The 13412-nt window shown below is 73.8% G+C and carries 14 protein-coding genes; 6 read left to right on the forward strand and 8 right to left on the reverse strand.

Annotated elements, in window-relative coordinates:
• The first annotated feature begins 343 nt into the window (after positions 1-343).
• Complete coding sequence (locus J5O08_RS01995; RefSeq protein ID WP_218705143.1) at positions 344-1225, forward strand: helix-turn-helix transcriptional regulator; 882 nt, start codon at positions 344-346, stop codon at positions 1223-1225.
• 79 nt (positions 1226-1304) lie between these two features.
• A complete protein-coding gene (locus tag J5O08_RS02000; protein ID WP_218705144.1) occupies positions 1305-2276 on the forward strand; it encodes an NAD(P)-dependent oxidoreductase in 972 nt (323 codons plus the stop codon).
• Positions 2277-2287: 11 nt separating this feature from the next.
• Here J5O08_RS02000 and J5O08_RS02005 read toward each other — a convergent pair whose 3' ends face one another.
• Positions 2288-3037 carry an SUMF1/EgtB/PvdO family nonheme iron enzyme gene (locus J5O08_RS02005; RefSeq protein WP_218705145.1) on the reverse strand — a complete coding sequence of 250 codons (750 nt, stop codon included), beginning with the start codon at positions 3035-3037 and terminating at the stop codon, positions 2288-2290.
• A 26-nt stretch (positions 3038-3063) separates the two neighbouring features.
• The gene (locus J5O08_RS20670; RefSeq protein ID WP_255589095.1) at positions 3064-4833 is read right to left on the reverse strand and encodes an HAD-IA family hydrolase; all 1770 of its coding nucleotides are present in this window, start codon (positions 4831-4833) and stop codon (positions 3064-3066) included.
• 62 nt (positions 4834-4895) lie between these two features.
• On the opposite strand from J5O08_RS20670, the gene J5O08_RS02020 reads away from it, so the two are divergent.
• On the forward strand, positions 4896-5333 hold the full coding sequence (locus J5O08_RS02020) for a VOC family protein (RefSeq protein ID WP_218705146.1): 438 nt from the start codon (positions 4896-4898) through the stop codon (positions 5331-5333).
• 33 nt (positions 5334-5366) lie between these two features.
• Here the strand turns inward: J5O08_RS02020 and J5O08_RS02025 are convergent, their stop codons facing one another.
• A complete protein-coding gene (locus tag J5O08_RS02025) occupies positions 5367-5723 on the reverse strand; it encodes a nuclear transport factor 2 family protein (protein ID WP_218705147.1) in 357 nt (118 codons plus the stop codon).
• Between the two features lie 78 nt (positions 5724-5801).
• On the opposite strand from J5O08_RS02025, the gene J5O08_RS02030 reads away from it, so the two are divergent.
• A complete protein-coding gene (locus tag J5O08_RS02030) occupies positions 5802-6512 on the forward strand; it encodes a MerR family transcriptional regulator (protein ID WP_218705148.1) in 711 nt (236 codons plus the stop codon).
• 146 nt (positions 6513-6658) lie between these two features.
• Here J5O08_RS02030 and J5O08_RS02035 read toward each other — a convergent pair whose 3' ends face one another.
• The 5 genes from J5O08_RS02035 to J5O08_RS02055 all read right to left on the reverse strand — a co-directional run bounded on the left by J5O08_RS02035 (position 6659) and on the right by J5O08_RS02055 (position 11318).
• Complete coding sequence (locus J5O08_RS02035; RefSeq protein WP_218705149.1) at positions 6659-7162, reverse strand: nuclear transport factor 2 family protein; 504 nt, start codon at positions 7160-7162, stop codon at positions 6659-6661.
• An 83-nt stretch (positions 7163-7245) separates the two neighbouring features.
• Positions 7246-7932, reverse strand: coding sequence for a DUF1345 domain-containing protein (locus J5O08_RS02040; RefSeq protein ID WP_218705150.1), 687 nt, complete (start codon positions 7930-7932; stop codon positions 7246-7248).
• Between the two features lie 4 nt (positions 7933-7936).
• The gene (locus J5O08_RS02045) at positions 7937-9109 is read right to left on the reverse strand and encodes a zinc-dependent alcohol dehydrogenase (protein WP_218705151.1); all 1173 of its coding nucleotides are present in this window, start codon (positions 9107-9109) and stop codon (positions 7937-7939) included.
• 477 nt (positions 9110-9586) lie between these two features.
• Entirely contained in the window at positions 9587-10162 is a 576-nt protein-coding gene (locus J5O08_RS02050) for a type 1 glutamine amidotransferase domain-containing protein (RefSeq protein WP_218705152.1), read from the reverse strand.
• 1 nt (position 10163) lies between these two features.
• Positions 10164-11318: a glutathione-independent formaldehyde dehydrogenase gene (locus J5O08_RS02055; protein WP_218705153.1), complete on the reverse strand. Its 1155-nt coding sequence runs from the start codon at positions 11316-11318 to the stop codon at positions 10164-10166.
• Between the two features lie 243 nt (positions 11319-11561).
• On the opposite strand from J5O08_RS02055, the gene J5O08_RS02060 reads away from it, so the two are divergent.
• Both J5O08_RS02060 and J5O08_RS02065 read left to right on the forward strand, forming a co-directional pair.
• Positions 11562-12575 carry a helix-turn-helix transcriptional regulator gene (locus tag J5O08_RS02060; RefSeq protein WP_218705154.1) on the forward strand — a complete coding sequence of 338 codons (1014 nt, stop codon included), beginning with the start codon at positions 11562-11564 and terminating at the stop codon, positions 12573-12575.
• A 115-nt stretch (positions 12576-12690) separates the two neighbouring features.
• Positions 12691-13389, forward strand: coding sequence for a DsbA family oxidoreductase (locus tag J5O08_RS02065; protein WP_218705155.1), 699 nt, complete (start codon positions 12691-12693; stop codon positions 13387-13389).
• Positions 13390-13412: the final 23 nt, after the last annotated feature.

A 13412-nucleotide genomic window follows, 5' to 3' on the forward strand; every position in this document is an offset into this window, starting at 1 on the left:
AGGGGGTTCGCCGCGCCCACGACTGCGGTCACGAGGCCGCCTGGAGAGGGCTGGCTACTGCCGGTTTCATGCGTCGAGGAGACGGCGATGAGCGCAAGCTGACGTGGACGCTGCTCAGCGAGCAGTTGAGGCGGTGGGTGGTCATCGACCAGGCCGTGGGGGTGCTGATGGTCCAGCTCGGGGTTGGTCGCGAGGCCGCAAATGCGGGCGCTGGTGGCCGATTCGGTGCGCGGCGACGTCTCGGTGCACGCCGCGGCATGCCGGCTGCTGGAGCGTGCGTGACGCCGATGGGTGTAAAGCCAGTACCTCGTTGTCCAGCACGGACTGGTCGCAGCGTGCAGGCATGAGCAATCGGGATGAGGTGCGCGCGTTCCTACAGAGCCGACGTGCACGGATCACGCCCGAACAGGCCGGCGTCGAGGTCTTCGGTGGACATCGGCGGGTCGCGGGACTCCGACGTGAAGAGGTCGCACGTCTGGCCGGCGTCAGCGTCGACTACTACAACCGTCTTGAGCGCGGGAATCTGGGTGGCGCGTCCCAGCCCGTCCTTCAGGCGGTCGCCCGCGCGCTGCAGCTGGACCAGGCGGAGATCGACCACTTGTTCAACTTGGCCCGTGCAGCGAACTCGTCGGCTCGCCAGCCTCGGCGGCGCGCACCGGAGAGCGTTCGACCCGCACTGCAGTACATGCTCGACGTGATCGTCGATGCTCCCGCGCTGATCCGGAACTACCGGATGGACATGGTCGCGGCGAACACCCTCGGGTGGGCGTTGCACTCCGAGATGCTTGACGAGCCGAGCGGTGTCGTCAACCACACCAGGTTCATCTTCCTCGACCCGCGAGCACGCAGCTTCTACCAGGACTGGACGCTGCACGCGGACACAAATGTCGCTCTGCTTCGGCGCGACTCGGCTCGGGCGCCCGGAGATCGCGGTCTCGACTCCCTTGTCGAGGAGATGTCGGCGCGCAGCGATGAGTTCCGTGAGCGCTGGTCGTCGCACGACGTGCGCCGTCACTACTCAGGTGTGAAGCAGTACCACCACCCCGCGGTCGGAGACCTCGACCTCACTTACCAGAGCCTCGAGTTCGAAGAAGACCCTGGCCTCGTGCTGACGATCCTGCCCGCGGTGCCCGGCAGCGCCTCCGCAGAACGGTTGCGACTGCTGGCGTCGTGGGCAGCGACCGAGCACATCGACCGACGCGCCAGAGCGTCCTCGTCGACCTGAACCAGACCCTCCCCATGTCCTGGCCCCTCGAGGGCCGGCGGCGCACCATCGTCGCCACGAGCACCAGGAGCACTCCCCCATGCGCGTTCTCGTCATCGGTGGCAGCGGCCACATCGGGACGTTCCTCGTCCCTCGTCTGGTCCGCGCCGGCCACGACGTCATCTCGATGAGCCGCGGCACCCGCGAGGCCTACGCGGTCGGCCCGGAGTGGCAGCAGGTGACGCAGGTCGCCGTCGACAGGTCGCAGCAGGACGCCGAGGGCACCTTCGGCGCGACGGTGCTCGGGCTGGAGCCGCAGGTGGTCATCGACCTGCTCGGCTTCACGCTGGAGAGCACCGCCTCGCTCGTCGAGGCGATCCGCGGCCGCGTCGAACACCTGGTGCACTGCGGATCGCTGTGGCGGTACGGCCCCAGCCTCAAGCTGCCGATCAGCGAGGGGCAGGGCACCCCGGCGATCGACGAGTACGGGACGCAGAAGGAGCTGATCGCCCAGTACCTCGCGCGCGAGACCGCAGCAGGTGGGCTCGTGACGACCTCCGTCCACCCGGGGCACATCGTCGGCCCCGGCTGGCACCCGACCGGCGTCCTCGGCAACAACGACCCCGCGACGTGGACCGCGCTCTCGGCAGGGCGGACGCTGCGCGTCCCCGGGAGCGGCGCCGAGTCGATGCACCACGTGCACGCCGACGACGTCGCCCAGGTCTTCGAGCTCGCCGTCGCCCGTCGCGACCAGGCCGCGGGGCAGGACTTCCACGCGGTCGCACCCCACGCCCTCACCGTGCACGGCTACGCCACGATCGCCGCCGGCTGGTTCGGACGGGCCGCGCGGCTGGAGCCGGTGACGTGGGAGGAGTTCCGGACCCTCACCACCTCCGAGTTCGCGGAGAGCTCTTGGGGTCACCTGCAGCGCAACCACGTGCTGTCCATCGAGAAGTCGCGCGACCTGCTGGGGTACGCACCGGCGTGGGAGCCCGAGGACGCGATCCTGGAGTCGGTGCGCTGGCTCGTCGAGAACGGGCAGCTGAGCGTCGAGAACCCGCTGACCGTGTAGTCGTCGGCGCGTCACAGCCCCCGCAGCGGTGTCCAGCCGAGGGGAAGCGGGCCACGGACGTCGGCGCGTCGGCGGTCCTCGTCGGCCGACCACCCCTGCACCGACCCGGGGCCGCGCGTCGGCACCGCGCCGCGTGCGACGCGGAACCCGACGTCCTCGATCACGGCGTCGGGGGCGCTGCCGCGTCGCACCGAGGCCCGGACGCTCCACGTCGCGTCCGCCCACCCTCCACCGCGCAGCACGCGGTAGTCGCCGTACCGGGCGGTGTCGGCGAAGTCCCAGCACCACTCCCAGACGTTGCCGAGCATGTCGTGCAGCCCCCATGCGTTGGCAGCCTTCGACCCCACCGGCTGCGGGCCGTCCACGTCGTCCAGCGACGTCCAGGCCGTGGTCGCGAGCGGTCCGTACGTGGCCGCCGTCGTGCCGGCCCGGCACGCGAACTCCCACTCCGCCTCGGTCGGGAGCCGGTAGCCCGACGCGGTGACGTCCCACCGCACGAGCCGTCCGCCGAGCTCGTAGGCCGGGGTCAGGCCGGCGCGGACGGACGCCGCGTTGCACCACGCCACGGCGTCGAGCCAGCGCACTCCGTGCACCGGAGCAGCGGGGGACGCGTCCGGAACCGCCGTCTCGCCGGTCACGGCGGCGTACTCGGCCGCCGTGACCGGTCGCGTGCCGATCTCGAAGTCGCAGAGCGAGACCCGGCGAGAGGTCCCGCGACGGGCATCGGACAGCTCGATGACGCCGCCGGGGACGTCGGTCATCGGGGGTAGGGTCACGCGACCTGACGCTAGTCGCCGGCTCGCTCGGCGGACGGCGCAGGTCGCCCGAGAATCGCCGTCAGCTGCGCGAGATCGCGGAGCTCGAGGTCCGGGCGCGCCTCGTCCGCGGTCCGCTGCTGCAGGTGCGCCCAGGGTCCACGTCGCAGCCACGCCGTCCGCAGACCTGCGGCAGCTGCCGGGCGGACGTCGTTGTCGAGGCGGTCGCCGACGTAGAGGACGCGGTGAGCGTCGACCTGGGTCGTTTCCACCACGCGTCGGAAGAACTCGGGCGACGGCTTCGCGACCCCCCACGTGGCGGAGGCGGCCACGAAGTCGACGTCGACACCGGCTGCCCTGAGTGCCGCTTCCGCTCCTCGGGGTTGGTTCCCCGCCACCCCCACCACGAGGCCCGCCGCGCGTGCCGAGCGGAGGCACTCGAGCGCGTCCGGATACAGGTCGCCCGGTTCGATGTCAGGTGCCGAGGCCGGCGGCGCCACCCCGAGGAGGGGCCACGCCTCGCGGTGGTCGCGTCCTCGGCTGATCACCGATCCGATCGCGGCCATGAGACTGAACGGGGTCACCCCTGCCGTCCTCGCCTGCTCGCCCCACGCTCTCGACTCGTCGACCAGGGTCTCCCCCACGTCGAAGACGACGGCACGCAGGCCCCCCGACGCCAGCGAGGCCATCTGCTCGCCCGAGATGACCGGCGCCGAAGTCCCGGCGTCGGCAGCGACCTCATAGACGATCTCCAGGCCGTCCTCGTCGTCCCACTGCTCTCCCACGGCGGTGAATCCGTACTGCTCGGTGATCACGTCCCCGCACGCAGCGCGCAGGCGGTCGGCCAGGACCCGGACGTGCTCCCGGAGCTCGGCCGGACCTTCGACGACGAGATCGCGGCCGAGCCCGGCGAGGTACGGAGCCACCCAGTCCAGCCGCTCGGCGCGCAGGTGGACGCGGGTCCAGGGCCCCGCGTCGGAGGAGGCCGGTTCCACCGTCGCCAGGCCGGCGGGGAGCTGCGTGCGCAGGTCCTCGACGGTGCCGGCGACGCGGACCGACACCTCGTGGCGCCACGGGGTGGCGGCCAGACTCGCCAGCACGGTGGCGCTCACGTCGAAGTCGCCGGGCACGTGGAACGAGCCGGGCAGCGCCGCCGGGTCGCTGATCCGGTCGACGCGGAACGTCCGGACCTCTCCGGTGCGCGACTCGTGGCCCGTGACGTACCAGCGCCCGGACCGCGCGATGATGCCGTACGGCAGGATCGTGCGCCGGCTCGCCGTCCCGTCCGTGCGGACGTAGCCGATCTGGACGGGATGGCGATCGCGCGCGGCCTCGGCGAGGACCATCAGCACCTCCGGGTCGGTGTCACTAACCGCCTCGGTCGCCGACCGCCCGGAGGGGCCGAGGAGTGCCAGGTCCGCGGAGGAGAGCAGCGCGTCGAGCCGTGCCGCCGTCCGTCGCGGCAGCACGCGACGCAGCTTGCCGACGGCACCCTCGACGGTGTCGTCGTCGACCGGCAGCCCGCCGCCCCGACGGCCGACGATCAGCCCGAGCAGCAGGGTGAGCGCCTCCTCGTCGGTCAGCATCAGCGGCGGCATCCGGTAGCCGGGCGCGATGCGGTACCCGCCGTGGCGCCCCCGGATCGACTCGACCGGCACCTCCATCTCGACCACCTGCGCGACGTAGCGCCGCACGGTCCGCTCGTCGACGCCCAGCCGGGTGGCGAGCGCGGCCACCGGCTGGACCCCGCCCGCCTGGAGGAGCTCCAGGAGCGCGAACACGCGAGCGGTCGAGCGGGCCATGGGCACAGATTCCCACGGATACCGGACAGGTTCCGCCCGGTATCGGTTCTAGCGTCACGTCCATGACCCAGTCACCTGCCGCCGCCTTCGTCTCGACCCGCCTCATCACCGACGACCTCGACGCGATGGTCGCCTTCTACGAGCAGCTCACCGGCACCACCGCCGTCCGCCCCGCCCCGGTCTTCGCCGAGATCGTCACCCCGACCGCGACCCTCGCCCTCGGCAGCACCGCCACGGTGCCGCTGTTCGCACCCGGCTCCGCCGAGGCGGCCGCCAACCGGTCGGCGATCCTCGAGCTCCTCGTCGACGACGTCGACGCCGAGTACGCCCGCCTGGCCGCCCTGGGCACGGCGTTCGTCGCCGAGCCGGCGCTCATGCCGTGGGGCAACCGGGTCTTCTTCCTGCGTGACCCCGACCAGAACCTCGTCGGCGTGTTCAGCCCGGTGAGTGCGGAGGCGGTCGAGCGATTCGCCGGCCGCTACGGCCGCTACGGCCGTTGAGGGCGTCCGAGCGGCAGGGCCCCGGTGGCCGGCTCACGAGTCGTGGTCGGCGATGACCAGCCCGGCCACGAGGCCGTCACGGAGGGTGAAGCGGTAGTCCAGGTCGGCGACGCCGCCCGGGAAGGTGCCCTCGAGGCGCAGAGTGACGACCCAGTGGTCGTCGTCGACGCGGCGGGCGCCGGTCTGCTCGGTGGTGTACGCGAACTCGGCGCCGGCGTCGCGCACGAAGGCGCGCACCTCGTCGCGGCCGCGGAACGCCTCGCCCTGGTCGACGACCACGACGTCCTCGACGAGGAAGGCCGAGGCCGCGTCGGCGTCGTGCACGGTGCTGGCGGCGAGGAAGTCGCGGACGGTGGTCGGGACGGTGTCGGCGTGCTCGGTGCGTGTCATGTCGTCACCGTGCGGCCTCCCGTCGGAGCAGGGTCAAGCGGTGGACCCTCCCCCGGGGAGAGCCCCCACACTGAGTGCGTGCTGACCATCGGCGAGTTCTCGCGGCTGACCCACCTGAGCGTGCGGACCCTGCGCCGGTACCACGAGGCGGCGCTGCTCGAGCCGGCCGTCGTGGACGGCACCACCGGCTACCGGTACTACGCCGTCGAGCAGATCCCCACCGCTCAGGTCATCCACCGCCTGCGCGAGCTCGACGTCCCCCTGGGTGACGTCCGGCTGATCCTGCGCGCCTCGGAGCCCGGCGCCCGGTCGGCCCTGGTCGCGGAGCACCTCCACCGCCTGGAGTCCGAGCTCGACCGCACCCGTGCGGCGGTCGCCTCGCTGCGGCGCCTGCTGCGGCCCGACCCCGCGCCGATCGCGGTCGAGCTGCGCGCCGAGCCCGCGCGCCGGGTCGCGGCGGTCGAGGCGGTGATCGGGCACGACGAGGTGGCGGCGTGGTTCGCCGGCGCCCTGGCCGAGCTGGAGTCGGCCGTCGGCCCCGGCGCGACCGGACCGTCGGGGGGCACCTACGACGACGCCCTGTTCGAGGAGGGCCGGGGCCGGGCGCTGGTCTACCTGCCGACCTCGGACCCGCCGCGCACCGGACGGGTGCGCGCCGTCACGCTCCCGGCCGCGGAGCTGGCGGTGACCACCCACGTCGGCGAGCACGACGGCGTGGACGTCACCTACGGCGAGCTCGGCGCGTGGGTCGTGGGGAACGCGATGGCGGTCGCCGGCCCCGTGCGGTAGGTCTACCGCGTGGGCCCCCGGGACACCGGCGACCCGGCCGCCTGGCGGACGGAGATCGGGTGGCCGGTGTTCCGCGTCGCGTGACACGGGCGCACGGGAGGATCGCGGCGTTCCGACGCGCGACGCGGCCGTCCCCGCGGGTCGCGCTACCGCTCGGGGTTGCCCGACCCCGCGCCGAGCGCCTCGTGGCGGTCGGGCGTGCCGGGGTCCTGGCCGGCCCGTGGATCCAGGCTGAACAGGTGCTCGGCCTCGCGCCGCGAGATGCGCCACCCCAGGTCGGTGCGGACGTACGTGTCGCGGTAGACCCCGCCGCCGCGCAGCCAGGCACCGTCCGGGAGCCGGGTCGTCACGCTGACGTCGACCTCGCCCCGCGCCTCGTCGCCGTCGAGGTCGATCACCAGGTTCGCGGTCCAGTGGTGCATCTGCGGGAACGCGCTCCACTGCCACTCCACAGCGGCGCAGATCGCCTCCACTCCCCGGAACTCCTGCGTGGGCGCGACCTGCCAGACGGCGTCCGGGGTCCACACGGCCGCGAACCGGCGGAGGTCCCGCTTGTCGGCCCCGTGGCAGTACTCGTGCACCAGCGTGCGGATGGCGGACTCGGACTCGAGGCGGTCCAGGCGCTCGTGGAGGTCGGTCTCCCTCGTCATGCCCGAGACGGTAGCCACCCGGCGGCGAGGACGGGGGGTCCCGGGACGCGGAGGTGCCGGCAGCGGGGTCGCGGTCCCCGCGCTCAGCCCGACTGGCCCAGGTTCGTCACCAGGTTGACCGCCACCGCGATCACCACGGTCCCGAACAGGTACGACAGCAGCGCGTGCCCGAGCCCCACCTTGCGGATCGGCGTGGTCACGAGCTGGGTGTCGGCGACGCCGAAGCTCATCCCCACGGTGAACGCGAGGTACGCGAAGTCGCTGTAGGTCGGCGCCTCGCCCTGCCCGAAGTCGATCCCGCCGTCGCCCCCCGCGTAGTAGTGCCGGGCGTACTTCAGCGCGAAGACGGTGTTCACCAGGGACCAGGACAGGACGACGGTCAGGACGCACAGGATCACGGTGACGATCCCAAGGAGGTCCCGGGACTGGGCCTGGACGAGGCCCTGGGCGACCGCGCCGAGGCTGATCACGGCGGCGCCGAGGACGGCGGCGTCGGTGGCGCGCGTCCGCCCCTCCTCCTCGGCGAGCCGCTTGGTCCCGCGGTGGTCCTGCGGCCAGCCGATCCGCCAGACCCGGAGCAGCAGGCCCCCGGCGGCGAGGACCCAGCCCACGAGGACCGCGATCTCGGGCGCGCCGAGGACCGCGGTCGCCGCCGCCGCCAGGACGCCGCCGCCGAGGAACAGCAGCAGGCGGCGCGACCCGAGGAAGGTCGACTCCCCCGCGCCGTCCCCGGCGGCGGCACCCGGCGCGGACCCGCGCCCGGTCACCACCCGGTCACCCACCCGGGCGGAACACTGCGCGCACGCACCCGTCCTCCTTCTCCTTGAACATCCGGTAGCCCTTCGGGCCGTCGTCCAGGGACATGACGTGGGTGGCGAGGTGCTCGGTCGTCACCTCGTCCCGGCTCATGCGCTCGAGGATCTCCGGGATGTACCGGTGCCCGTGCTGCTGGGCGCCGCGCAGGGTGAGCGCCTTGTTCATCACGGCGCCGAGCGGGAACTTGTCCACCACGCCGGCGAACACGCCGAGGGTGAAGACCGTCCCGCCCTTCCGGCACGCGTAGATGGCCTCGCGCACCGCGGTCGGCCGGTCGGTCTGCAGCCGCAGCTGCTGCTTGACCTGGTCGTACGCGTACTGCGGCCCGGGCGAGTGCGCTTCCATCCCGACGGCCTCGATGCAGACGTCGGGCCCGCGGCCGCCCGTCATCTCCCGCAGCGCGGCGGTGACGTCGGTCTGCTCGTAGTCGAGGGTCTCGGCCCCGACGTACGTGCGCGCCTGGTCGAGGCGGTTGTCGTAGCGGTCGATGACCACCACCCGCTCGGCCCCCATGAGCATCGACGCCCGCGCCGCCATCTGCCCGACTCCCCCGGCGCCCCAGACGGCGACCACGTCGCCGGGCTGCACGCCGGCCTGGTGCGCCCCGGTCCAGCCGGTCGGGGCGTCCGAGGCGAACAGGGCCCGCAGGTCCGACACGCCGTCGGGGACGGCGAACGCGCCCTGGTCGGCGTACGGCACCCGGATGTAGCGGGCGTGGCTGCCCGCCCAGCCGCCCATCGCGTGCGAGTAGCCGTAGCAGCCGCCGATGGACTGGCCCCAGAGCGCCTCGGTGATCCCCGGGTCGGGGTTGCCGTTGTCGCAGAGGGACCACAGGCCCTGCCGGCAGTACCAGCACTGCCCGCAGCTGGTGAAGGAGACGACGACGACCCGGTCGCCGACCCGGTGCTTCGTCACGGCGCGCCCGACCTCGGCGACCGTGCCCATGAACTCGTGGCCGAGCACGTCGCCCGCGCGCATCGCGGGGATGTAGCCGCCGAGCAGGTGCAGGTCGGAGCCGCAGGTCGCGCTCAGCCCCACCTCGAGGATCAGGTCGTGGTCGTTGAGGATCCCGGGCTCGGGGACGTCCTCCACGCCGATCTCGTTGACGCCCCGCCAGGTCACCGCCTTCATCGCACACCTCCCGCCGGCGCGACCCGGGTCCACGCCTCCAGCAGCGCGCCCCAGGGCGTCGCCGTCCGCCTGCCGTGCGGTGCCGGGTCCACCGCCAGCACCTCCCCGACCTCGTACACCTGCTTGGCCCGGCGCAGCGCGGAGTGCAGCCCGGCCTCGGGGTCGCGCCCGCCGAGCCGGCTCGGCGCGGACGCCGGCGCCGGCCGGTCCCTGAGCCGAGCCGCCAGCTCGGTCCCCTTGCCGCCGGCCGCGGGGCGGACCCGGACCTCGACCCGGTCCCCAGCTCGGCGAGCGGGGCCGGCAGCTGGTCGGTGTCGAGGTCCGACGGCTCGCGCAGCACGGTCACCGCCAGCCACCCGGACCCGGTCCAGCCGCTCGTGACGGGGCCGCGCGGCGCCCGGCCGCGCGCGACCCGCACGAGCAGTACCGCGCCGCCGGCGAGCGCCGCGGCGGACCCCACCCGCGCGACGGACCCGGTCACGACCGGGCCCCCGCGTCGGCGGGCTGCGGGCCGCGGGCGAACTCCTGGACGATCCGCTCGCAGAAAGCGGGGAGGTCGTCGGGCGAGCGGCTCGTCGTGAGCGTGCCGTCCGTCACCACCTCCTCGTCGACCACCTCGGCCCCCGCGTTGCGCAGGTCGGTGCGCACGCTGGGCCACGAGGTGAGGCGGCGGCCGCGCACGACGTCCGCCTCGAGGAGCGTCCACGGGCCGTGGCAGATCGACGCGACGGGCTTGCCGGACCCGACAAAGTCCCGCACGAACCGCACGGCCGCGGGCTCCATCCGCAGCTTGTCCGGGTTGACCGTCCCGCCGGGCAGCAGCAGGGCGTCGAAGTCGTCGACCGCCACGTCCGCGACCACCGCGTCCACGGGGAACGTGCCGGCGTCCTCGAGGTCGTTGTTGCGCGCCTGGATCTCGCCCGGCGCGAGCGACACCACCACGGTGGTCGCGCCCGCGTCGTCGAGCGCCTGGCGCGGCTTCTCGAGCTCCACGCGCTCCACCCCGTCGGCGGCGACGATCGCGACCCGGCGCCCGTCCAGCGCCCCGGCCACGTCAGGCCCCCCGCCCGTCGGGGTGCAGGACGACCTTCGTCCACCCGTCGTCGCGCTTGTCGAAGTGCTCGTACGCCTCGGGGGCGCGGTCCAGCGGCAGCTCGTGGCTCACGATGAACGACGGCTCGGCCTTGCCGCCGGCGATCAGGTCGCGCAGCTGCCGGTTGTACTTCTTGACCGGCGCCTGCCCGGTGCCGAGGTGCAGGCCCTTGAACCAGAACATGCCGAAGTCGAACGCGATCTTGCCCTGCTTCGCGAGCTCGTCCTCGGCCCCGGGGTCCTGCGGGACGAAGACGCCGACGGTGCCGATCGTCCCGGTGAATCGGACGGAGCCGACCAGCCGGTTCATGGTCAGGTTCGTCTGCTCCTGGCCATCGGGCTCGTGCGCCTGGTAGCCCACGCACTCGCAACCGTTGTCGGCGCCGAGGCCCATGGTCTGCTCCAGGACGGCCTCCACCGGGTCGACCTTCGAGTCGTCGATCGTGATCGCCCCGATGGACTCGGCGAGCCGCAGCCGGTCGGGCTGCCGGTCGACCACCATGACCTTGCCGGCCCCGCGGATCGTCGCCGACAGCGCGGCCATCAGCCCGACCGGGCCGGCGCCGTAGATCACCGTCTGGTCGCCGGGCTTCACGCCGGCCATCTCGGTGGCGTGGTACCCCGTCGGGAAGATGTCGGCGAGCATCACGTAGTCGGTCTGCCGCTCCTCGGCGTCCTCGCCCAGCCGCAGGCAGTTGAAGTCGCCCCACGGCACCCGCAGCAGCTCGGCCTGGCCGCCGCCGTACGGGCCCATGTCGGCGAAGCCGTAGGCGGCCCCCGCCATGCTCGGCTCCGGCTGTGCCGTGAGGCAGTAGTTGGTCAGCTGCCGCTCGCAGTTCTTGCAGTGCCCGCAGGCGATGTTGAACGGCAGGACCACCCAGTCGCCGACCTGCACCTTGTCGACGCCGTCGCCGACCTCGACCACCTGGCCCAGGTTCTCGTGCCCGAACCACCGGCCCTTCTCGAAGTCCGTCCTGCCCTCGTACATGTGCAGGTCGGAGCCGCAGATGTTCGCGGACGTGATCCGCACCAGCACGTCGGTCGGCCGCTCGATCCTCGCGTCCGGGACGTCCGAGACGCTGACCTGGCGCGGACCCTCGTACACCACTGCCTTCATGACGGCTCCTTCGATCGGTCCCGGCGAACGCCGGGGTCGGACACGTCATTGCACCCACGAGCCGAGCCGCCGCGGTATCGGCAGACCTGCCGATCCGTGGCCTCCGTGGAGCCGGCGGCCGCCCGCGGGCGACGGCGCCCGCGGTGGGGTAGGAAGGGTCTCGTCCGCACCCGCCGGTCGGTCGAGAAACGGTCCTGCCGGGGTGGGTCAGCGCGCTGCGCTGACATCCTCGAGGGGTCCCCCATGCGCCCGCTCCGCGCCGATGAGCTGCTCCTCGCCGAGGCCGCGTCGGCGCGCCCCGTCGCCCCGCCCGCCGAGCGGGCCCGGGGCCTGCTCGAGGTGCTGCGCCGGGTCGTCCCGTTCGACGCGGCGTTCCTCGCGTTCGCCGACCCGTGGGAGCGTCGCTACTACTCGCTCGCCACGCTGGACCTGGACGACGCGGCGGTGCAGTTCCTCGAGGGGCCGCAGGTGGCCCGGGACATCGAGCTGACCGGCACGGACCGCGCGTGCCCGCCGCTCGGGCCGTCCGACCTGCCGTACCCCGCGGAGGAGCTGCCGACGTGGGCGGAGTGCCTGATCCCGTCCGGCCTGCGGGAAGGCCTCGGCGTCGCGCTGTTCGCCGACGGGGGCCGGCACGTGGGCCACCTCGCGGTGCTGTCCGCGAGCCCCGCGCCGCCCTCCGCGGCCACCCGCCGGCGCCTCGCCCGGCTCGCGCCCGTGGTCGCGCGCGGCCTCGACCCGCTGAGCTCGCTCCTCGCCTGCGCCCGGCTCGTCCAGGGCGTGACCGCGGGCACCGCGCTGCGCGCGGACGGCGGTTGCCAGGTGCTGCCCGGGCTGGCGACCGACCCGCTGCTGCTGCCGGGCTCGCCGCTGCTCGGTTTCGTGCGGCGGCGGGTGGGCGACGGCCGGGTCAGCTCGTCGTTCCTGTGGCCGCTCGGCGGGGCGCACGCACCCGACGGCCACGCGCGGGTCACCGTCCTGAGCACGTCGGACGACGCGGGTCCCGGGCTGGCCGGCCTGGCGCTGCTCTCCCCCGCGCCCCCGCTGCACGGGCTCACGCCGCGGGAGCTGGAGGTGCTGGGGCTGCTCGTCGAGGGGTGCACCAACTCCGACATCGCGCGCCGGCTCGTCGTCACCTCGCGGACGATCGCCACGCACCTCGAGCACATCGCCGCCAAGCTCCGGACGCCGACGCGGACCCACGCCGCGGTGCGCGCGGAGCGCGACGGGCTCTACGTGCCCGCGATGCCCTGCTAGTCGCCGTCGCCACCGACCCGCGCGGAGTCCCGCCCCCACGCACCTCGAGGTGCCTTTTGTGGCCCCTTCCTTACGCACCGATGATGTGGCGACGCACGAGGAGTGGGGTGGAACGATGGGTGAGCGGACGACGCCGGACGGTCCCGAGGGCACGGTGGTGATCGAGGTGTGGTCCGACCTGGGCTGCCCGTGGTGCTACGTCGGCAAGCACCGGCTGGAGCGCGCGATCGCGGCCCGGCCGGACGCGGGGCGCTTCGTCGTCGCGCTGCGGTCGTTCGAGCTGAACCCGGACGCGCCGCGGACGCCGGAGACGATCGAGGCCGCGTTCCTCCGCTCGCACGGCGGCGAAGCGGAGGTCGTGCGCCAGGCGGAGCGCCGCATCCAGGCCCTCGCGCAGCGCGAGGGTCTCCCCTTCTCGGTGGACCGGCGCAACGCGAACACCTTCGACGTCCACCGGCTCGTCCACCACGCCGAGGAGTCGGGCAGGGGCCTGGAGCTCTTCTCCCGCGTCCAGGACCGCTTCTTCGCCGGCGACCTCGACCCCTTCGACGCCGAGGCGCTGACGCGGGTCGCCGAGGAGGTCGGCCTGTCGGGCCGGCGGGTCCGGGAGGTGCTGGTCGGCGACGAGTACGCCGACGCGGTCCGGGCCGACGTCCGGGAGGGCCGGGACCTGGGCGCGCGGGGCGTCCCGTTCGTGGTGCTCGACCGCCGGTTCGCCGTCGCGGGCGCCCAGACCGAGGCGGCCTACGCGCAGGTGCTCGACCGGGTGGTCGGGGGCGCGGCGACGGCGGCGACGGCGGCGGCGGCGATGTGAACGGCGGACCGGCCGAGGACGTC

The sequence above is a fragment of the Cellulomonas sp. PS-H5 genome (assembly GCF_019265565.1).
Taxonomy (GTDB): domain Bacteria; phylum Actinomycetota; class Actinomycetes; order Actinomycetales; family Cellulomonadaceae; genus Cellulomonas.